A 20,706-nucleotide genomic window follows, 5' to 3' on the forward strand; every position below is an offset into this window, starting at 1 on the left:
CGACCCCTTACAGCTTCATCAGGCTGGCGTCGTCGACCGAGGCCGAGTGGCGGGAACGGAACAGCGACACGATGATCGCGAGCCCGACCACGACCTCCGCGGCGGCGACGACCATCGTGAAGAAGGCGATGATCTGGCCGTCGAGATTGCCGTGCATACGGGAGAAGGCGACGAAGGCGAGGTTGCAGGCGTTGAGCATGAGCTCGACGCACATGAACACCACGATCGCGTTCCTTCTGATCAGCACACCGGTGGCGCCGATCGTGAACAAGAGGGCGGCGAGGTAGAGGTAGTTGACGGGATTCACTTCGACGCCTCCTCTGTCTTCGTGCGCTCCAGGCGTTCCTCGGCGCGCTGCTCCAGGGCCTTCAGGTCACTCAGCGCCTCGGTCGACACGTCACGGATCTGGCCGCGCTCCCGCAGCGTCTGGTTGACGGTCAGCTCGGACGGGGTGCCGTCCGGGAGGAGGCCCGCGATGTCCACCGCGTTGTGCCGGGCGTACACACCGGGTGCCGGCAGCGGCGGCAGGTGCTTGCCCTCGCGCACACGCTTCTCGGACATCTCGCGCTGGGTCAGCGCCCGTTCGGTGCGCTCTCGGTGCGTGAGCACCATGGCGCCGATGGTGGCCGTGATGAGCAGGGCGCCGGTGATTTCGAAGGCGAACACGTACTTCGTGAAGATGAGGGCCGCGAGACCCTCCACGTTCCCGCCCGCGTTGGCCGCGGCCAGGCCGTTGAACTCCGAGATGGACGCGTTGCCGATGCCCGCGAACAGCAGGATGCCGAAGCCGAGTCCGCACATCAGGGCCAGCCAGCGCTGGCCCTTGATGGTCTCCTTCAGGGAGTCCGCCGCGGTGACACCGACGAGCATGACCACGAAGAGGAACAGCATCATGATCGCGCCGGTGTAGACGACGATCTGCACGACGCCCAGGAAGTACGCGCCGTTGGCCAGGTAGAACACCGCCAGGATGATCATGGTCCCGGCGAGACAGAGCGCGCTGTGCACGGCCTTCTTCATGAAGACGGTGCACAGGGCCCCGATCACGGCGACGGTGCCGAGGACCCAGAACTGGAAGGCCTCTCCGGTGGAGGTGGAGTAGGCGGCGAGCTGCGCGCTCATGCCTCCACCCCCTCTTCATGGGGCTTCTCGCCCCTGGAGACGGCGACTTGACGCACCGTCCCGGGTGCGGCCTCCGTGACCAGTCCCCGGTAGTAGTCCTGCTCGTCCGTCCCGGGGAAGATCGAGTGCGGGCTGTCGACCATGCCCTCTTCGAGCCCGGCGAGCAGCTGCTCCTTGGTGTAGATGAGGTTGGCGCGGCTGCTGTCGGCGAGCTCGAACTCGTTCGTCATCGTCAACGCGCGCGTGGGGCACGCCTCGATGCACAGGCCGCACAGGATGCAGCGGGCGTAGTTGATCTGGTAGACGACGCCGTACCGCTCGCCCGGCGAGTAGCGCTCCTCATCGGTGTTGTCGGCGCCCTCCACATAGATGGCGTCGGCGGGGCAGGCCCAGGCGCACAGCTCGCAGCCGATGCACTTCTCCAGGCCGTCCGGGTGACGGTTGAGCTGGTGCCGGCCGTGGAACCGCGGGGCCGTGGTCTTCTGCTGCTCCGGGTACTGCTCGGTCAGCCGCTTCTTGAACATGGCCTTGAAGGTCACGCCGAAGCCGGCGACGGGGTTCTGGAAGCCTGGCTTCGTCTGCCCGGCCTCCTTCGGCTCCTCAGCCATCGGACCCCTCCTTTCCGTCACGTGATCCGCCGATCGATCCGTCACTCGCAGTATCGGACCCACCACTGACAATCAACTCCCGCTCGCGGCGCGGGCGGCGCCGTGGCACCGGTGGAAGCGTCTGTCCCGGCAGCGGCGGCACGGGGAATCCACCGGCCATCGGGTCGAATGCCGCGGGCTCGGCGGGCGGTGCATCCTCGGCTCCCTGCTTCTCGCGGAAGATGTCCACGAGGAACGAGAGCAGCAGCAGGGCGAGGACACCCGCGCCGACGTACAACGCGATGTCGGCGAAGTCGTAGTTCTCGTTCCTGAGCGTCCGGACCGTCGCGACGAGCATCAGCCAGACCACGGAGACCGGGATGAGGACCTTCCAGCCGAGCTTCATCAACTGGTCGTAGCGGACGCGCGGAAGCGTGCCGCGCAGCCAGATGAAGAAGAACAGCAGCAACTGCACCTTCACCACGAACCAGAGCATCGGCCACCAGCCGTGGTTGGCGCCCTCCCAGAAGGTGCTGATGGGCCACGGGGCCCGCCAGCCGCCCAGGAAGAGCGTGGTCGCCACGGCCGAGACCGTCACCATGTTCACGTACTCGGCGAGCATGAAGAGCGCGAACTTGATCGACGAGTACTCGGTGTTGAAGCCGCCGACCAGGTCACCCTCGGACTCCGGCATGTCGAAGGGCGCGCGGTTGGTCTCGCCGATCATCGTCACGATGTAGATCAGAAACGAGACCGGCAGCAGGATGACGTACCAGCGGTCCTGCTGCGCCTCGACGATCGTCGAGGTCGACATCGACCCCGAGTAGAGGAACACCGAGGCGAACGCGGCGCCCATGGCGATCTCGTACGAGATCATCTGCGCGCAGGACCGCAGACCGCCGAGGAGCGGGTAGGTGGATCCGGAACTCCAGCCCGCGAGCACGATCCCGTAGATGCCCACCGAGGCGACCGCGAGGATGTAGAGCATCGCGATCGGCAGGTCCGTGAGCTGCATCGTGGTGCGGTGGCCGAAGATCGAGACCTCGTTGCCGGCCGGCCCGAAGGGGATCACCGCGATCGCCATGAAGGCCGGGATGGCCGCGATGATCGGTGCGAGGACGTAGACCACCTTGTCCGCGCGTTTGACGATGAGGTCTTCCTTGAGCATCAGCTTCACGCCGTCGGCGAGCGACTGGAGCATGCCCCAGGGGCCGTGCCGGTTGGGGCCGATGCGCAGCTGCATCCAGGCGACGACCTTGCGCTCCCACACGATGGAGAAGAGCACAGTCACCATCAGGAAGGCGAAGCAGAAGACCGCCTTGACGACGACCAGCCACCAGGGGTCGGTGCCGAACATGGAGAGGTCTTCAGCGGCGAGGTACGGCGTCATGCCTCCACCTCCTTGGGGGCCTCGGTGGCGAGCGTCGCCGGACCGATGCGGACGAGTGCGCCGGGCAGCGCCCCGGTGTCGGAGGCGACGCCCCCTCCGGTGGAGTTCAGCGGGAGCCAGACCACCCGGTCGGGCATCTCGGTGATCTGCAGCGGAAGTTCGACCACTCCGAAGAGGCCGGTCACGGCGAGGAGGTCGCCCTCCTTGACGCCCGCCTCGGCGGCCGTGGCGGCCGACACGCGCGCGTGTGCCGCGTGCCGGGTCCCGGCGAGCGCGTCGTCGCCCTCCTGGAGTCGGCCCTGGTCGAGCAGCAGCCGGTGGCCCGCGAGCACGGCCTCCCCGGCGGCGGGCCGCGGCAGCCCCACCGCGGTCTCCAGCGGATCGGTGGCCCGCGGCCCGTCCCAGGCGCCGAGCCGGTCCAGCTCCCCGCGCACGGTCTGCAGATCCGGCAGACCGAGGTGTACGTCCATGGCGTCGGCCAGCATCTGCAGGACACGCGCGTCGGTGGGCGCCAGCCGGCGTGTCATCTGGTCGGGCTTGAGCGCGGACTCGAAGAGGCGTGCCCGGCCCTCCCAGTTGAGGAAGGTGCCCGCCTTCTCGACGACCGCGGCCACCGGAAGAACGACATCCGCGTGCTCGGTGACCTCGCTGGGACGCAGTTCGAGCGACACCAGGAAGCCCACTTCGGAAAGTGCTTCACGCGCGCGTGCCGGATCGGGGAGGTCGGCGACCTCCACACCGGCGACGACCAGGGCCTGCAGCTCGCCACCGACGGCCGCTTCGACGATCTGGCCGGTGTCGCGGCCGTAGCGGTGCGGGAGTTCGGAGACACCCCAGGCCACCGCGACCTCGGCCCGCGCGCGCGGGTCGGTGGCCGGACGTCCGCCTGGCAGCAGTGACGGCAGCGCACCCGCCTCGATCGCGCCGCGCTCCCCGGCCCGGCGCGGAATCCACACCAGCTGGGCGCCGGTCGCGGACGCGGCCCGTACGGCGGCGGTGAGCCCGCCCGCCACGGCGGCGAGGCGCTCACCCACGACGATCACCGCGCCTTCGCCGCGCAGCGCCTCGGCGGCCTTCGCGCCGTCGCCCTCCAGGCCGAAGCCACTGGCGAGCGCGTCCAGCCACTCGGTCTCGGTGCCGGGCGCGGCGGGCAGCAGCGTGCCGCCCGCTTTCTCCAGACCGCGCGTCGCGTGCGTGGCGAGCGAGAAGGTCTTCTGCCCGTGCCCGCGCCACGCCTTGCGCAGCCGCAGGAAGACTCCGGGCGCCTCCTCCTCGGCCTCGAAGCCGACGAGCAGGACGGCGGGTGCCTTCTCCAGTGCGGTGTACGTGACCCCCGTACCGTCGAGATCGCGTCCGCGTCCGGCGACCTTGGCGGCCAGGAAGTCGGCCTCCTCGCCGCTGTGCACGCGCGCGCGGAAGTCGATGTCGTTCGTGTCGAGGGCCACGCGCGCGAACTTGCTGTACGCGTAGGCGTCTTCGACGGTGAGACGGCCGCCGGTCAGGACGCCTGTCCTGCCGCGGGCCGCCAGCAGGCCCTGAGCGGCGGCCTCCAGGGCCTCGGGCCAGGAAGCGGGCTCCAGCTCTCCCGACTCGCCCCGTACGAGAGGCGTGTCCAGACGGTCCCGCTGCTGCGCGTACCGGAAGCCGAACCGCCCCTTGTCGCAGAGCCACTCCTCGTTGACCTCGGGGTCCGGGGACGCCAGGCGCCGCATGACCTTGCCGCGCCGGTGGTCGGTGCGGGTGGCGCAGCCGCCGGAGCAGTGCTCGCAGACGGAGTGCGAGGAGATGAGGTCGAAGGGGCGCGAGCGGAAGCGGTACGCCGCCGACGTCAGGGCGCCCACCGGGCAGATCTGGATGGTGTTCCCGGAGAAGTACGACTCGAAGGGATCGCCCTCCCCGGTGCCGATCTGCTGGAGAGCGCCCCGCTCGACCATCTCGATCATCGGGTCGCCCGCGATCTGGTTGGAGAAGCGGGTGCAGCGGGCGCAGAGCACGCACCGCTCACGGTCGAGCAGCACCTGTGTGGAGATCGGGACCGGCTTCTCGTACGTCCTCTTCTTGCCCTCGAAGCGGGACTCCGCGTTGCCGTGCGACATCGCCTGGTTCTGCAGGGGGCACTCGCCGCCCTTGTCGCAGACCGGGCAGTCCAGCGGGTGGTTGATGAGCAGCAGCTCCATCACACCGTGCTGGGCCTTTTCGGCGACGGGCGAGGTGAGGTGGGTCTTGACGACCATCCCGTCCGTACAGGTGATCGTGCAGGACGCCATGGGCTTGCGCTGGCCCTCGACCTCGACGATGCACTGGCGGCAGGCGCCGACCGGGTCGAGGAGCGGGTGGTCGCAGAAGCGGGGGATCTCGATGCCGAGCTGTTCGGCGGCCCTGATGACCAGAGTGCCCTTGGGCACGCTGATCTCGACGCCGTCGATCGTCAGCGAGACGAGGTCCTCCGGCGGGACGGCCGCCTCCCCGCCTCCGGAGGGAGCGCTGGTGGTCACTGTCATGCGTTCACCTCCGTGTGCTTGTCCGCCCAGACGGTCGACTTGGCGGGGTCGAAGGGGCAGCCGCGGCCCGTGATGTGCTGCTCGTACTCCTCACGGAAGTACTTGAGCGAGGAGAAGATCGGTGAGGCGGCGCCGTCACCGAGGGCGCAGAACGACTTGCCGTTGATGTTGTCGGCGATGTCGTTCAGCTTGTCGAGGTCGGACATGACGCCCTTGCCGGCCTCGATGTCGCGCAGCAACTGCACGAGCCAGTACGTCCCTTCGCGGCACGGCGTGCACTTGCCGCAGGACTCGTGGGCGTAGAACTCGGTCCAGCGTGTGACCGCTCGTACGACGCAGGTCGTCTCGTCGAAGCACTGGAGTGCTTTGGTGCCGAGCATGGAACCCGCGGCGCCCACTCCTTCGTAGTCAAGAGGGACGTCGAGGTGCTCGTCGGTGAACATCGGCGTCGAGGAGCCGCCGGGTGTCCAGAACTTCAGCCGGTGACCGGGGCGGATCCCGCCGCTCATGTCGAGGAGTTGGCGGAGCGTGATGCCCAGCGGGGCCTCGTACTGACCCGGATTGGTGACGTGGCCGGAGAGCGAGTAGAGCGTGAAGCCCGGAGACTTCTCGCTGCCCATCGACCGGAACCATTCCTTGCCCTTTTGGAGAATTGCGGGAACTGACGCGATCGATTCGACGTTATTTACAACAGTTGGGCACGCATAGAGGCCCGCGACGGCAGGGAAAGGGGGACGGAGCCGCGGTTGACCACGGCGGCCTTCGAGCGAGTCGAGCAGTGCGGTCTCCTCACCGCAGATGTACGCGCCCGCGCCCGCGTGCACGGTGAGCTGCAGGTCGAGTCCGCTGCCCAGGATGTTCTCGCCGAGGTAGCCCGCCGCGTAGGCCTCACGTACGGCCTCGTGCAACCGCCGCAATACGGGGACCACTTCACCGCGCAGATAGATGAACGCATGCGAAGACCGGATGGCATAACACGCGATCACAATGCCCTCGATGAGGCTATGCGGGTTCGCGAAGAGGAGCGGGATGTCCTTGCAGGTTCCCGGCTCCGACTCGTCGGCGTTGACAACTAGATAGTGTGGTTTGCCATCGCCCTGGGGAATGAACTGCCACTTCATTCCGGTAGGGAATCCCGCACCACCCCGGCCGCGCAGACCTGAGTCCTTGACGTACGCGATCAGGTCGTCCGGCGACATCGCGAGCGCCTTGCGCAGGCCCTCGTACCCCTCGTGCCTCCGGTAGACGTCGAGAGTCCAGGACTTCTCCTCGTCCCAGAAGGCCGACAGCACGGGTGCGAGCAGCTTCTCGGGGCTCGTCTCGTTGATTTCGGGTGCCAACGTCATCACTCCCCCTCCTCGGCGACAGGGCCCGCCGGGTGGGACGGGTCGGATGCCGACGTGTCCTGCGGCGCGTCATGTGAGCTCAAGTGCTCGGCAGAGCTCGAGCGCTCGGCGGACGGCTGATCCTTAGGACCCCCACCACGCGGATGTACTACGCGCACAGGCTGCGTCTCGCCCTTGGCCAGACGCAGCCCGATCAGTGATGCCGGCCCCGCACTGCCGCCCGCCTCGACGGCCCCCTCGCGTTCGTCGGGGAAGCCGGCCAGGATCCGGGCGGTGTCCTTGAAGGTGCACAAGGGGGCACCCCGGGTGGGATCGACCTGAACACCGCTGCGCAGGTCGTCGACGAGGCGCTTCGCGGAGGCCACGGTCTGGTTGTCGAAGAACTCCCAGTTGACCATCACGACCGGCGCGAAGTCGCAGGCCGCGTTGCACTCGATGTGCTCCAAGGTGACCTTGCCGTCGTCGGTGGTCCCACCGTTGCCGACGCCCAGGTGGTCCTGGAGGGCCTCGAAGATGGCGTCGCCGCCCATGACCGCGCACAGGGTGTTGGTGCACACACCCACTTGGTAGTCGCCGCTCGGCCCGCGCCGGTACATGGAGTAGAAGGTCGCGACCGCGGCGACCTCGGCCGTGGTCAGGTCCAGCAGCTCCGCGCAGAACCGCTGTCCCGTGCGCGTGACATGGCCCTCTTCCGACTGCACGAGGTGCAGCATCGGCAGGAGCGCGGAGCGGGAGTCCGGGTAGCGGGCGATGATCTCGCGCGCGTCCGTTTCGAGCCGGGCTCGAACGTCGTCCGGGTATGCGGGCGCGGGCAGTTGGGGCATGCCCAGGCCTACACCCTGGGAGGGAGTGGTGGTCACCGGTCGACGCCTCCCATCACGGGGTCGATGGACGCGACAGCGACGATGACGTCGGCGACCTGGCCGCCCTCGCACATCGCCGCCATGGCCTGAAGGTTGGTGAAGGACGGGTCGCGGAAGTGGACCCTGAAGGGGCGGGTGCCTCCGTCGGACACGGCGTGCACCCCGAGTTCGCCCTTGGGCGACTCGACCGCCGCGTACGTCTGTCCCGGCGGGACGCGGAAGCCCTCGGTCACCAGCTTGAAGTGGTGGATCAGGGCCTCCATGGAGGTGCCCATGATCTTCTTGATGTGGTCGAGGGAGTTACCGAGACCGTCGGGACCGAGCGCGAGCTGCGCGGGCCAGGCGATCTTCTTGTCGGTGACCATGACCGGGCCGGGCTGCAGCCGGTCCAGGCACTGCTCGACGATGCGCAGGGACTGGCGCATCTCCTCCAGGCGGATCAGGAAGCGTCCGTAGGAGTCACAGGTGTCGGCGGTCGGGACCTCGAAGTCGTAGGTCTCGTAGCCGCAGTAGGGCTGCGACTTGCGCAGGTCGTGCGGCAGGCCCGCGGAGCGCAGGACCGGGCCGGTGGCGCCGAGGGCCATGCAGCCGGCCAGGTCGAGGTAGCCGACGTCCTGCATACGGGCCTTGAAGATGGGGTTCCCGGTGGCGAGCTTGTCGTACTCGGGAAGGTTCTTCGTCATCTTCTTCACGAACTCGCGGATCTGGTCCACCGCGCCGGGCGGCAGGTCCTGGGCGAGTCCGCCGGGGCGGATGTACGCGTGGTTCATCCGCAGGCCGGTGATCAGTTCGTAGATGTCGAGAATGAGTTCACGATCGCGGAAGCCGTAGATCATGATCGTGGTGGCGCCCAGCTCCATACCGCCGGTGGCGATGCACACCAGGTGGGAGGAGAGCCGGTTCAGCTCCATCAGGAGCACGCGGATGATCGTGGCGCGGTCGGGGATCTGGTCCTCGATGCCGAGGAGCTTCTCGACGGCGAGACAGTAGGCCGTCTCGTTGAAGAACGGCGTCAGATAGTCCATGCGCGTCACGAACGTGGTGCCCTGCGTCCACGTGCGGAACTCGAGGTTCTTCTCGATGCCGGTGTGGAGGTAGCCGATGCCGCAGCGGGCCTCGGTGACCGTCTCGCCGTCGATCTCCAGGATGAGCCGGAGCACGCCGTGCGTGGACGGGTGCTGCGGGCCCATGTTGACGATGATGCGCTCATCGTCGGACTTCACCGCGGACTGGGCGACCTCGTCCCAGTCCCCACCGGTGACCGTATATACGGTGCCCTCGGTCGTCTCGCGGGCCGAGGCGGCGGACGCCTCGGGAGAAGGGGTCTGTGTGCTCATGAGTACGACCTCCGCTGGTCCGGAGCCGGGATCTGGGCGCCCTTGTATTCGACGGGGATGCCGCCGAGGGGGTAGTCCTTGCGCTGCGGGTGGCCCTGCCAGTCGTCCGGCATCATGATCCGCGTCAGCGCCGGGTGACCGTCGAAGATCAGCCCGAAGAAGTCGTACGTCTCGCGCTCGTGCCAGTCGTTCGTCGGGTACACGGGGACGAGCGAGGGGACGTGCGGGTCGGCGTCGGGGGCGCTGACCTCCAGGCGGATCAGCCGGTTGTGGGTGATCGAGCGCAGGTGGTAGACGGCGTGCAGTTCGCGGCCCTTGTCGTGCAGGTAGTGGACGCCCGAGACGCCGGTGCACAGTTCGAAGCGGAGGGCCGGGTCGTCGCGCAGGGTCTGGGCGACGCGGACCAGGTGTTCGCGTTCGATGTGGAAGGTGAGCTCGTCGCGGTCGACGACCGTCTTCTCGATGACGTTCTCGGGGACGAGTCCCTGTTCCTCCAGGGCGCCTTCCAGTTCGTCGGCGACTTCGTCGAACCAGCCGCCGTACGGGCGGGCGGCCTCGCCGGGGAGCCGGATCGAGCGGACCAGGCCGCCGTAGCCGGTGGTGTCGCCGCCGTTGTTGGCGCCGAACATGCCGCGCTGGACGCGGATCTCCTCGCCGCCATCGCCACGCTGGCCGGGGAGGTTGGAGGCGCCGAGGTCCTTCTCGGGGTTGACCCCGTTGCTCGCGTCGCTCACCGCAGCAGACCCTTCATCTCGATGGTGGGCAGCGCCTTGAGCGCCGCTTCCTCCGCCTCACGGGCCGCCTCCTCGGCGTTCACGCCGAGCTTGGAGCTCTGGATCTTCTGGTGCAGCTTGAGAATCGCGTCGATCAGCATCTCGGGCCGCGGCGGACAGCCGGGCAAATAGATGTCGACCGGGACGATGTGGTCGACTCCCTGCACAATTGCGTAGTTGTTGAACATTCCGCCCGACGAGGCACAAACCCCCATGGAGATCACCCACTTGGGGTTGGGCATCTGGTCATAGACCTGCCGCAGAACCGGCGCCATCTTCTGGCTGACCCGGCCGGCGACGATCATCAGGTCCGCCTGGCGTGGTGATCCGCGGAAGACCTCCATACCGAAGCGCGCCAGGTCGTAACGCCCGGCGCCGGTCGTCATCATCTCGATGGCGCAGCAGGCGAGTCCGAACGTGGCGGGGAAGACGGACGACTTACGCACCCAGCCCGCGGCCTGCTCGACGGTGGTCAGCAGGAATCCGCTCGGCAGTTTTTCTTCGAGTCCCATGTCTTAAAGGCCCCTCAGTCCCATTCCAGGCCGCCGCGCCGCCATACGTACGCGTACGCCACGAAGACGGTGAGCACGAAGAGCAACATCTCCACGAGCCCGAAAACACCCAGGGCGTCGAAGGTGACGGCCCAGGGGTAGAGGAAGACGATCTCGATGTCGAAGACGATGAAGAGCATCGCCGTCAGGTAGTACTTGATGGGGAATCGCCCGCCGCCTGCCGGCGTGGGGGTCGGCTCGATACCGCACTCGTAGGCCTCGAGCTTGGCCCGGTTGTAACGCTTTGGACCGATAAGCGTGGCCATGACCACGGAGAAGATCGCAAAGCCTGCCCCGAGGGCTCCCAGTACGAGGATCGGCGCATACGCGTTCACGCTCCTCGCTCCTCTCAGTCGGCGTTGACTGCTGGCGGTTGCGTCGGGCAAGCACTCCTGCCCCGCATGCCTCACGAGCTCCACCCGTCCCGGCGAAGATCGCGCACATGTGAAGCAGGTCACAAGCCCAACTGCCCCGCATCTTATGCCCGCCGGTCTGTGATCTGCGACACGGGGTACGACAACGACTTTGTGATCTCCACCACCCGGCGGACGATCATGAAGTCGGAAGACCGGTGATCTTCGCACGTGAAGCGTCCGGACGGTCACCAGAGGTGATATTTCCGCTCGTCACCGCAGGTCCAGGACGGCGTCTCCATATCAAGAGGCTTCCTATGCATGCAAATTGGTGCTGGACGCGAGGCCTTGATAGAGGACGCGTTCACACGTCAGGGGGAGACGGACGGAGGGATGTGGACGCGTGCACACATTCACGAGCGGGGGAGCTCGGGATTCCCGCGCGGGACGCCGTCGCCGCGGTGACCGTTCCGTGACCTGCGCCACATCCACCTATGGGTCGAATAAGCCGGGCTTGGCCATCGGCTCCAACCGGTGGTAGGTGCCGGGCAATCCGGACGTAATACGGAAAGCCCATGATCACGGGCTTGATTGGTCGTGTCCGCAATGCCCGTTACGGCGTCAATAAAGAGTGACGCCAGGTGAATTCGGCACAGGGATTGAACAACTGTGGCGCAGCACACGTTTCTTGAAGGTATGAGGGAGTCCCTGGTACCGGTTGTACTCATGTCCCACACCGCTCACATACGCAGCCACCGGAAACCCCGCCGCAACGCGTCGACACTCGCGATGCGTGCCGGAGTTGCCGGTGGCGTTCTCAGCACCCTGGCAGTGGCCGGGGCGTCCGGTTCGGCGAACGCTGCCGAGACGACGCAGACGCTCGACCTGTCCGCCCTGACGGCCGATCTGGCCACCCAGGTCGCGCAGTCGGCGGACGCCACCCAGCAGGCCGCGGCGAACTACGAGCTGCAGGCGGAGCGTGACGCTGCCGCCGCCAAGGCCGCACAGCAGGCCAAGGCGGACCTCGCGGACGCCAAGGCGAAGGCGGCTGCCAAGAAGAAGGCTGCCGACGAAGCCGCGCGCAAGGCCGCCGCGGAGGAGGCCGCCTCGCGTTCCGCGGAGCGGACCACCCTGTCCTCCTCCGATTCCGCCTCCACGTCCGTCTCCGCCCCGGCCAGCGGCAGTGTCGCGACCGTGATCGCCTTCCTCAAGGCGCAGGTCGGCGACGCGTACGTGATGGGCGGCACCGGCCCCAACTCGTGGGACTGCTCCGGTCTCGTGCAGGCCGCGTTCAAGCAGGCCGGCGTGGACCTGCCGCGCGTCTCGGGGGACCAGTCGACGGCCGGTACGCCGGTGTCGCTGTCCAACCTCGCGGTCGGGGACATCCTGTACTGGGGTTCGGCCGGTTCGGCGTACCACGTGGGTGTCTACATCGGTGACGGCCAGTACCTGGACGCGGCCAACCCCTCCAAGGGTGTGGTGATTCAGGACCTTTCGGGCTACCCGGCCACCGGTGCGGTGCGCGTTCTCTGAGCTGAGTCGCACGAATCGTCAGGGTTGAGGGCCGTCGCTCGGGAGAGCGGCGGTCCCTTCGCCATGTCCGGCGTGGTGCTGGTGCCATGTCCGGTGTGCTGCTGGCGCTGTGCCAGGTGTTCTGTTGTCGTGGAGCCCGCAAGGGCCCTCGCGGGCCCCAGGAGGGTCCATGAGGGCCCGCGAGGGTCCACAACAGCCTCACGCCTGAAGGAGACACAGCGATGCCACGAGTGTTCGTGCAGGGAAAGCCCGTCGACTCGTATCCGGCGCTCTCGCCGGAAGCACGGCGCGGGATGGTGCGCCGGATCACCGAGGTCGGGGAAGAGGTGCTGCACCGGCCGTGCCGGGACGTCACCGAGTTCGGCCCCGATCTCGCCGCGCTCATCGGCGACATGTTCCTGACGATGCGCGTCGCGGACGGAGCGGGTCTCGCCGCCAATCAGGTGGGCGTGGATCTGCGGCTGTTCGTGTACGACTGCCCGGACGACGACGGAGTCCGGCATGTCGGTCATATCGCCAACCCGGTCCTGGATCAGCTCGATCCGGCCGGCCGGCGTCTCCTCGAAGAGGGGGAAGGGTGCCTGTCGGTGCCGGGCGCCGTCGTGGACGTACCCCGCCCCGACCGTGCCGTGGTGCGCGGCTTCGACCAGGACGGGAACGCCTTCACCATCGAGGGAACGGGGTATTTCGCCCGCTGCCTGCAGCACGAGACCGACCACGTCAACGGTCACGTCTACCTGGACCGGCTCTCCAAGCGGGAACGGCGGGACGCGCTGCGGCAGATGGAAGACCGGCGCGAGCGGGTCTTCGCCCGCCGCGCCGTCAGGACAGCGGAACTCGGCCGCTGATCAGGCCTTCGAGAGCAGGTTGATCTCGAGAGCAGGTTGGTTTCGAGACCAGGTTGGTTTCGAAACCAGGCTGATCAGGCCTTCGGAGCCACCTTCGACAGCCCGTTGATGATGCGGTCCATCGCGTCGCCGCCCGTCGGGTCCGTCAGGTTGGCGAGCATCTTCAGGGTGAACTTCATCAGCAGCGGGTGGGTCAGGCCGCGCTCCGCCGCGATCTTCATGACCCTCGGGTTGCCGATGAGCTTCACGAAGGCGCGGCCGAGGGTGTAGTAGCCGCCGTAGGTGTCCTTGAGCACGCGCGGGTAGCGCTGGAGGGCCAGTTCGCGCTGGCCGTCGGTCGCCCGCGCGTGCGCCTGGACGATGACGTCGGCGGCGATCTGGCCGGATTCCATGGCGTAGGCGATGCCCTCGCCGTTGAAGGGGTTCACCAGGCCGCCGGCGTCGCCGACCAGCAACAGCCCCTTGGTGTAGTGCGGTTGGCGGTTGAAGGCCATGGGGAGGGCGGCGCCGCGGATCGGGCCCGTCATGTTCTCCGGCGTGTAGCCCCAGTCCTCCGGCATCGAGGCACACCAGGCCTTGAGGACTTCCCGCCAGTCCAGTTCCTTGAAGGAGTCGGAGGTGTTCAGGACACCGAGACCGACGTTCGACGTGCCGTCGCCCATGCCGAAGATCCAGCCGTAGCCGGGGAGGAGCCGGTCCTCGGCTCCCCGGCGGTCCCAGAGTTCCAGCCAGGACTCCAGGTAGTCGTCCTCGTGGCGCGGCGAGGTGAAGTACGTACGGACCGCGACGCCCATCGGGCGGTCCTCGCGGCGGTGCAGGCCCATCGCCAGGGAGAGGCGGGTGGAGTTGCCGTCGGCCGCGACGACCAGCGGGGCGTGGAAGGTGACTTCCCGCTTCTCACCGGTGTCGCCGAGTTTGGCGTGGACGCCGGTGATGCGGCCCGTGCGGTCGTCGATGATCGGGGCGCCGACGTTGCAGCGCTCGTAGAGGCGCGCGCCGGCCTTCTGCGCCTGGCGTGCGAGTTGCTCGTCGAAGTCGTCGCGCTTGCGGACGAGTCCGTAGTCGGGGAAGGAGGCGAGATCCGGCCAGTCCAGCTGGAGGCGGACGCCGCCGCCGATGATGCGCAGGCCCTTGTTGCGGAGCCAGCCGGCCTCCTCCGAGATGTCGATGCCCATGGAGACGAGCTGTTTGGTGGCGCGCGGGGTCAGCCCGTCGCCGCACACCTTCTCCCGCGGGAACGCGGTCTTCTCCAGGAGCAGGACATCCAGTCCGGCCTTGGCCAGGTAGTACGCGGTGGTCGAACCGGCTGGCCCGGCCCCGACGACGATGACATCGGCGGTGTTTTCGGAGAGGGGCTGGGGCTCGGTCACGGCGGGTTCTCCCCAAGATTCGCAATCAACGTGCCGACGGGCACTGGACATGGGCAGTCTATGCAGCGGTACTGATCACCTGGCTGAAGGGCTGCCCCCGTGAACCGAGCTCTCCCCGACGTGACGCTCCGTGTCCCCACCGACGAGGACGCCTTCGCCTGGCACCGCGTATTCGCCGACCCGGAGGTCATGGAGTTCCACGGGGGCAGGGCGGCCGAACTGTCCGTGTACGAGGAGCTCACCGCTCGCCAGCGCAGGCACGACGCGGAGCTGGGGTTCTGTCTGTGGACGATGGTCGGCCCGGCGGATGAGGTGCTGGGGTTCACCGGAGCGCAGCCGTGGCAGCGGGAATGGGGGCCCACGGGTGAGATCGAGATCGGCTGGCGGCTCGGGCGGGCGTACTGGGGCAAGGGGTACGCCACGGCGGCCGCCCTGACCACCCTGGAGAGGCTGCGAGCGGCGGGCGTCTCCCACGTCGTCGCCATCGTCAGAGCCGACAACGAGCGGTCCATCGCCGTGACCCGGCGCCTCGGCATGGAACTGGGCGAACGCTTCCCCCACCCCGACCTGGAGCAGCCCGCGCACTGCTACCGGCTGGCCCTCTGACCGCTGTCGGCAAGCCACCCGACGGCTTCCGGAAGGGCACGGCAGGGGCTTACTCTGCCGGTACCGCTGGGGGTGACGTCTGTGCGCATAACACCCAAGACACCCGAAGTGCGCGTACCGCGGCTCGTGGGGCTGATGGCCGTGGACGCGCGTGAGACGGCCGAGGCGCGAGGTGTGCTGCTCGCCGCGCCCGACCGGCCCGACTTCCATCTCACCGTCGTCGATTACGTCGTACGGCAATATCCGCCGCCCGACGCCGAGGTGCCGCGCGGCGCCGTGGTGACGGTGTGGTTCGACTTCGGTGACTCGGAGGGCGGCGGGGGCGCGGGGGTGCGCGAGCCGCGCAGGACCGGTCCGCCGCCGGGCGGTGTGCACCGCGAACTCGACGCGCCGGGCGACCCGTTCGAGGTGCTCAGGTACTGACCGGTGCCCCGGATCGGACCGAATCAGGCCAGACCGGCTCGGGCCGAGTCGGGCCGGGTCAGGCCTTGAAGCCCCGGTGCAGCGCCACGACGCCGCCCGTCAGGTTCCGCCACGCCACCTTGGACCAGCCCGCCTTGCGCAGACGCTCGGCCAGCGCGGGCTGGTCGGGCCACTCGCGGATGGACTCGGCGAGATAGACGTACGCGTCGGGGTTGGAGGAGACCGCGCGGGCGACCGGCGGCAGCGCGCGCATCAGGTACTCGGTGTACACCGTGCGGAAGGGCGCCCACGTCGGGTGCGAGAACTCGCAGATCACGACCCGGCCGCCGGGCTTCGTCACCCGGTACAGCTCGCGCAGCGCGGTGTCGGTGTCCTGCACGTTGCGCAGCCCGAAGGAGATCGTGACCGCGTCGAAGGTGTCGTCCTTGAAGGGCAGCTTCGTCGCGTCGCCCGCCGTCAGCGGGAGCCAGGGGTGGTTCTTCTTGCCGACGCGGAGCATCCCGAGGGAGAAGTCGCAGGGGACGACGTAGGCGCCGGTGCGTGCGAAGGGGAGGGAGGAGGTGGCCGTGCCCGCCGCCAGGTCCAGGATCTTCTGTGCGGGCCGCGCGTCGACCGCCTTCGCGACCTCCTTGCGCCACACCCGGTCCTGGCCGAGGGAGAGCACGTCGTTCGTCAGGTCGTAGCGTTCCGCGACGTCGTCGAACATCGAGGCGACTTCGTGCGGCTGCTTGTTCAGGGATGCGCGGGTCACGCCCCCATTGTGGCAGTACGGACCGGGCGACTCTCCAGCACCCGGCCCGTACGCCGGTCTTCATAAAAAGGGCCTTACCGCCCTACGGCAGCAGCTTCGGCTTCTTCTTCGCCGCGACGTCCTCGACCCAGCCGAAGAGCGGGATCGCGATCCAGATCAGCACCCAGCCGATGCCGAACATGAACCACTGGCTCTCCAGCGGCAGCCACCTCTCGAACGCGGGAACCTTCCAGAACTGGTCGATCAGTGGAACCGCCAGTACCAGTGCGATCTCGTGCCAGAGATAGATCGTCACGGCTCGCCCGTTGAAGATCGTCACGATCCTGTCGAGCCGTTTGAAGCGGGCGAGCCAGGCGAAGTCGACTTCGTAGTACGCCTTGAAGTACATCAGCAGCGTCACGAAGCCGGCCGAGAAGAAGGCCTGGGCGAGCGGGATCTCGTCCAGGTCGTACGTCCCGAACTCCGCCTGGTGGCCGAAGGCGTACCAGCCGCCGAACGCCAGCGCGGCCAGCGAGGCCACGACCACCAGCGGCGGCTTCAGCCGCTGGAGCACGCCCTCGCGGTGCGCGAAGCCGACGAGCCAGCAGAACAGATAGGTGGCCAGGTCCGTGAGCGCGCTGCCGAAGCGGTTCCACGGCGGCGTCCACCCGTACTGGAACACCACGATCGGGACGAGGGAGAGGAGCAGGACCGGAATCGGCGCCTTCCGGAAGATCCACAGGAGCAGCGGCGACAGCAGCACGAACCAGAGGTACGTCCGCAGGTACCAGAGAATCTCCCAGGCCTGCACGCCCCACTGGTTGCCCGGCGGGTCACCGACCGGCACGATCCAGAAGACGATCTGCCAGCCCGGCATCCAGTCGTGGATCAACATCGCCACCACGACGAAGGCACCCCAGAACCAGAAGGGCGGCAGCAGCCGCCGCATCCGGCTCTTGACCACCTTGAACGCGGGGCGCTCCAGGGACTTGGCCATCAGCGTGCCGGCGAGCGCGAACATCACGCCCATCGACGGGAAGACCATGCCCGCCCAGGCCCAGCCGAAGGTGTGGTACGTCACCACGCGGACGAGCGCTACGGCGCGCAGCGCGTCGAAGTAGCGGTCACGGCCGCCGGCCTTCGGCTTGGGCGCGGGCTCCTCCGGCGCCGAGTCCGGTAGCTCCTCCTCAGGAGGAGCCGGCGGCTCGGACTGCACCGGGTCCAACTGGGCGGTGGTCGAGACCGCTTCCGGTTCCTCGGGAACGTAACTCCAAGGCTGCTGCTCGTACTGCGCGGGCTGTTCGTACTCAACGGGCTGCGCGTACGGCTGCTGTCCGGGCTGCGCGTACGGCTGCTGCACCGGCTGCGCGTACCCCTGGTCGTACTGCTGGGGGTACCCCTGTGCGTACGGCTGGGGCTGCTGCGGGTACGGCTGGGGCTGCTGCCCGTACCCGTACCCCTGCTGTCCCTGTTGCTCGGACCCCCAGCTCATCTAGCTCACCCCTGCCGGAGTCCCGACCTCACCCGTGCGCTTGAGCTTCTGCCAGCGGAGGCGTCCGCCGGTCAGGGCCGTGACGCTGGAGTGGATCAGGACCAGGTACATCATCTGGCGGTACGCGAGTTGCTGGAGCGGCATCATCGCGAGGTAGCGGTACTTCTCCTTGTCGAGGTGGAACGCGTAGGCCGCGCAGACCAGTTGGATGCCGAGGACGGCCAGCCAGGCGAGCAGTGCCGCCTGGAAGTCCACGAAGATCATCGAGTAGATGGTGAACACGTCGATGAGCGGCGCGAAGACCGGCGTGATGATCTGGAAGATCACGACCAGGGGCATGCCGACTCGGCCGAAGCGGCCCGAAGGACCCTTGTCCGTCAGGGACTTGCGGTGCTTCCAGAGCGCCTGCATGGTGCCGTACGACCAGCGGTAGCGCTGCGACCACAGCTGCTTGAGGGAGCCGGGGGCCTCCGTCCAGGCGATGGCGTGCTCCTGGTAGACGACCCGCCAGCCGCCGCGGTGCATGGCGATGGTGATGTCGGTGTCCTCGGCGAGCGTGTCCTCGCTCATGCCGCCGACCTCGAGGACGGCGTCCCGGCGGAACGCGCCGATGGCGCCCGGGATGGTGGGCATGCAGCGCAGCAGGTCGTACATGCGGCGGTCGAGGTTGAAGCCCATCACGTACTCGATGTGCTGCCACGCGCCGATGATGGTGTTGCGGTTGCCGACCTTGGCGTTGCCCGCGACCGCGCCGATCTCCGGGTCGGCGAAGGGCTGCACCAGCTGGTGCACGGCGTCCGGCTCGAAGACGGTGTCGCCGTCCATCATCACGACGATGTCGTAACTCGCGTTGCGCACACCGTTGTTGAGCGCGGCCGGCTTGCCCGCGTTCTCCTGGCGGATGACGCGGACGTTCGTCATGCCGAGGGACTCCGCCGCGCTGCGCGAGATCTCGGACGTGCCGTCCGTGGAGCCGTCGTCGACCACGATGATCTCGATCGGATGGGTGCTCTTCGCCAGCGACTCCAGGGTGTTGGCGATGCACTCCTTCTCGTTGTACGCGGGCACGATCACGGTCACCGGCCTGGTGACCGTCGGCCCCCAGCTGAACTGGCCGCGCTTGCCGCGTTTCTTGTTGCGCTGTCTGTAGTGGCGGCGGGCGAGGATCAGCATCATCCCGAACCTGCCCATGACGGCGACGCCGACGACGGCAAGGAACCAGGCGAGCGCCGGTACGACCCATTCGGCGACCGTGACCGCCACGATGAGGGCCTTGCCCTCGTAGAGGGTGGCGCCGGTGGCCTCGGAGTGGGCGGCCTGCTCGGTGTTCCGGCCGGTGCCCTGCGCCCCGGGCGGCTGCTGGCCGGACTCCGCGGACTGACCGGTCTGGCCGGACTCGGTGGACTGACCGGGCTGCTGAGCGACCCCGACGGCCTCCGCGTTGCCCGACTCCTCGCTGCGCAGCTTGGCCTCGGCGCCGCTGACCGTGGTGAAGGAGTACCCCTTCGCCTTCATCGTCTTGATGTACGTGCCGAGCGCCTTGACCGTCTGCGCGCGGTTGCCGCCCGCGTCGTGCATGAGGACGACGGCGCCCTCGTTGTCCTCCGGCGTGGCCCACTTGATGATCTTCGAGACGCCCGGCTGCTTCCAGTCGTCGCTGTCGGTGTCGACGAAGACGCTGGTGTAGCCCAGGCCGCCGATCTCCTTGTAGACGGGCCAGCTGTAGTTGTCGACGGCGTTGATCTCGGAGGAGTACGGGGCACGGAACAGCGTCGTCTGGATCCCCGCGGCGCCCGCGAGGGCCAGCTGCGTCTGCACCAGTTCGCGCTTGAGCCGTGCCGTGCTCTGGTAGGAGAGGTCGACGTGCGTGAAGGTGTGGATGCCGACCTCGTTGCCCTGGTCCACCAGGTCCTTCACCACGCTCGGGGAGCGGCTGACCATCGAGCCCACCACGAAGAACGTGGCCTGGACGTCGTTCTCCTCGAGCACCTTGAGGATCTGGGGAGTCCAGGTCGGGTTGGGACCGTCGTCGAAGGTGAGCACGATGGTCTTGTCCGGCACGGACTGTGTCTTGGACGTGCCGTTGTTGAACGTCAGGATGGGGCCGCCGTCAAGGATCTTCTCCGGGACCTTGTCGTAGGCCGCGCCATCGCGCACGCGCTGGTCGTTGCCGACCTCGGAGCGCAGGTAGCCGTCGAGGAGCATCACGCTGGTGAGCGCCAGCAGAAGCAGCAGCGCGAGGATCACGCGCGGCTTCTGCAGCGCCGCGGCCCTGCTGGCGGCCCGCCCCATCTTGGAGGGGGCGCGCCGGCGACCGCGCGAGGACGTCGTAGTCATAAGTGTCGGTGTGTCCCGGTCAGTTGGCGCCGGTGGAGGCGGACGCGGAGGGGGACGGGGCTGCGCCGGTGGGCGGGGCTCCGGTGGGCGGGGTGCCGGTGGGAGCGACGCCGCCCGGCAACTGCCCGGAACCCCCGCCGCCGGGTGCACCGGCCGCCTGGCCGCCCCCGAAGGGGAGCAGCGAGGAAGGGGTCACCGAGATGCCCCAGCCCATGAAGGCCATGCCGAGTACGACCGCGTACCCGAGGCAGACGACACCGACGAGGGTGCCGATTCGGCGCAGCAGACGTGATCTGCGCCCGGAGTTGTCAACGAACACGGGACCGTCCGCGGCCCCGTTGCCACGTTTCTTGCGGCGGCCGCGCTCGGTGGCGCGGTTTTCGATGGCGGACTCGGATTGCATTCCCCAGACATTAGGAGACCTTTATGTGTCAAAAACTCTGGTTCCCATGTGAGGCGCCAATGAGAAACGCCTTAACCTGTCTTTTCCCTGAGAGAATCCATGACCATCTTCGCAGCTCAGGGCAGACAGATATAGACCTTA

Annotated in this window: 20 protein-coding genes; 4 read left to right on the plus strand and 16 right to left on the minus strand. The window is 68.0% G+C overall.

Annotated elements, in window-relative coordinates; all coding sequences use genetic code 11:
- Positions 1–7: 7 nt before the first annotated feature.
- The 11 genes from nuoK to OG266_RS18205 are packed head-to-tail and all read right to left on the minus strand — an operon-like array spanning position 8 to position 10,805.
- On the minus strand, positions 8–307 hold the full coding sequence (gene nuoK / locus OG266_RS18155) for an NADH-quinone oxidoreductase subunit NuoK (RefSeq protein WP_004927567.1): 300 nt from the start codon (positions 305–307) through the stop codon (positions 8–10).
- Positions 304–1,122: an NADH-quinone oxidoreductase subunit J gene (locus OG266_RS18160; RefSeq protein WP_266456349.1), complete on the minus strand. Its 819-nt coding sequence runs from the start codon at positions 1,120–1,122 to the stop codon at positions 304–306. The genes nuoK and OG266_RS18160 overlap by 4 nt, the downstream gene beginning before the upstream one ends.
- Positions 1,119–1,730, minus strand: coding sequence for an NADH-quinone oxidoreductase subunit NuoI (gene nuoI / locus OG266_RS18165; protein WP_371546884.1), 612 nt, complete (start codon positions 1,728–1,730; stop codon positions 1,119–1,121). The genes OG266_RS18160 and nuoI overlap by 4 nt, the downstream gene beginning before the upstream one ends.
- Positions 1,723–3,099, minus strand: a complete 1,377-nt coding sequence (gene nuoH / locus OG266_RS18170) for an NADH-quinone oxidoreductase subunit NuoH (protein ID WP_266456354.1) — start codon at positions 3,097–3,099, stop codon at positions 1,723–1,725. The genes nuoI and nuoH overlap by 8 nt, the downstream gene beginning before the upstream one ends.
- The gene (locus OG266_RS18175) at positions 3,096–5,600 is read right to left on the minus strand and encodes an NADH-quinone oxidoreductase subunit G (RefSeq protein WP_371546887.1); all 2,505 of its coding nucleotides are present in this window, start codon (positions 5,598–5,600) and stop codon (positions 3,096–3,098) included. Before OG266_RS18175 ends, nuoH begins: the two co-directional genes overlap by 4 nt.
- Positions 5,597–6,949: an NADH-quinone oxidoreductase subunit NuoF gene (gene nuoF / locus OG266_RS18180; protein WP_266456358.1), complete on the minus strand. Its 1,353-nt coding sequence runs from the start codon at positions 6,947–6,949 to the stop codon at positions 5,597–5,599. The genes OG266_RS18175 and nuoF overlap by 4 nt, the downstream gene beginning before the upstream one ends.
- Complete coding sequence (nuoE, locus tag OG266_RS18185; protein WP_266456360.1) at positions 6,946–7,806, minus strand: NADH-quinone oxidoreductase subunit NuoE; 861 nt, start codon at positions 7,804–7,806, stop codon at positions 6,946–6,948. Before nuoE ends, nuoF begins: the two co-directional genes overlap by 4 nt.
- The gene (locus OG266_RS18190) at positions 7,803–9,146 is read right to left on the minus strand and encodes an NADH-quinone oxidoreductase subunit D (RefSeq protein WP_329546052.1); all 1,344 of its coding nucleotides are present in this window, start codon (positions 9,144–9,146) and stop codon (positions 7,803–7,805) included. The genes nuoE and OG266_RS18190 overlap by 4 nt, the downstream gene beginning before the upstream one ends.
- Entirely contained in the window at positions 9,143–9,880 is a 738-nt protein-coding gene (locus OG266_RS18195) for an NADH-quinone oxidoreductase subunit C (protein ID WP_371546890.1), read from the minus strand. Before OG266_RS18195 ends, OG266_RS18190 begins: the two co-directional genes overlap by 4 nt.
- The gene (locus tag OG266_RS18200) at positions 9,877–10,431 is read right to left on the minus strand and encodes an NADH-quinone oxidoreductase subunit B family protein (RefSeq protein WP_055509252.1); all 555 of its coding nucleotides are present in this window, start codon (positions 10,429–10,431) and stop codon (positions 9,877–9,879) included. The genes OG266_RS18195 and OG266_RS18200 overlap by 4 nt, the downstream gene beginning before the upstream one ends.
- Before the next feature lie 14 nt (positions 10,432–10,445).
- Positions 10,446–10,805: an NADH-quinone oxidoreductase subunit A gene (locus tag OG266_RS18205; RefSeq protein ID WP_007383963.1), complete on the minus strand. Its 360-nt coding sequence runs from the start codon at positions 10,803–10,805 to the stop codon at positions 10,446–10,448.
- A 714-nt stretch (positions 10,806–11,519) separates the two neighbouring features.
- On the opposite strand from OG266_RS18205, the gene OG266_RS18210 reads away from it, so the two are divergent.
- Positions 11,520–12,356, plus strand: a complete 837-nt coding sequence (locus OG266_RS18210) for a C40 family peptidase (protein WP_266456382.1) — start codon at positions 11,520–11,522, stop codon at positions 12,354–12,356.
- Positions 12,357–12,577: 221 nt separating this feature from the next.
- Entirely contained in the window at positions 12,578–13,204 is a 627-nt protein-coding gene (gene def / locus OG266_RS18215; protein ID WP_371546895.1) for a peptide deformylase, read from the plus strand.
- Between the two features lie 74 nt (positions 13,205–13,278).
- On the opposite strand, the gene OG266_RS18220 is transcribed toward def, so the two are convergent.
- Positions 13,279–14,574 carry a geranylgeranyl reductase family protein gene (locus OG266_RS18220; RefSeq protein WP_266456385.1) on the minus strand — a complete coding sequence of 432 codons (1,296 nt, stop codon included), beginning with the start codon at positions 14,572–14,574 and terminating at the stop codon, positions 13,279–13,281.
- Between the two features lie 99 nt (positions 14,575–14,673).
- On the opposite strand from OG266_RS18220, the gene OG266_RS18225 reads away from it, so the two are divergent.
- Together OG266_RS18225 and OG266_RS18230 are read left to right on the plus strand one after the other, a co-directional pair.
- Positions 14,674–15,180, plus strand: coding sequence for a GNAT family N-acetyltransferase (locus OG266_RS18225; protein WP_371546898.1), 507 nt, complete (start codon positions 14,674–14,676; stop codon positions 15,178–15,180).
- 81 nt (positions 15,181–15,261) lie between these two features.
- Positions 15,262–15,603, plus strand: coding sequence for a PASTA domain-containing protein (locus OG266_RS18230; RefSeq protein ID WP_266456391.1), 342 nt, complete (start codon positions 15,262–15,264; stop codon positions 15,601–15,603).
- Positions 15,604–15,661: 58 nt separating this feature from the next.
- Here OG266_RS18230 and OG266_RS18235 read toward each other — a convergent pair whose 3' ends face one another.
- The 4 genes from OG266_RS18235 to OG266_RS18250 form a co-directional block, all read right to left on the minus strand.
- A complete protein-coding gene (locus tag OG266_RS18235) occupies positions 15,662–16,354 on the minus strand; it encodes a demethylmenaquinone methyltransferase (protein WP_266456393.1) in 693 nt (230 codons plus the stop codon).
- 82 nt (positions 16,355–16,436) lie between these two features.
- Positions 16,437–17,825, minus strand: a complete 1,389-nt coding sequence (locus OG266_RS18240; protein WP_266456395.1) for an acyltransferase family protein — start codon at positions 17,823–17,825, stop codon at positions 16,437–16,439.
- Positions 17,826–20,162, minus strand: a complete 2,337-nt coding sequence (locus OG266_RS18245; protein WP_371546904.1) for a bifunctional polysaccharide deacetylase/glycosyltransferase family 2 protein — start codon at positions 20,160–20,162, stop codon at positions 17,826–17,828.
- Positions 20,163–20,181: 19 nt separating this feature from the next.
- A complete protein-coding gene (locus OG266_RS18250; RefSeq protein WP_371546907.1) occupies positions 20,182–20,565 on the minus strand; it encodes a hypothetical protein in 384 nt (127 codons plus the stop codon).
- Positions 20,566–20,706 lie beyond the last annotated feature (141 nt).

The organism is Streptomyces sp. NBC_00554 (assembly GCF_041431135.1).
GTDB lineage: Bacteria > Actinomycetota > Actinomycetes > Streptomycetales > Streptomycetaceae > Streptomyces.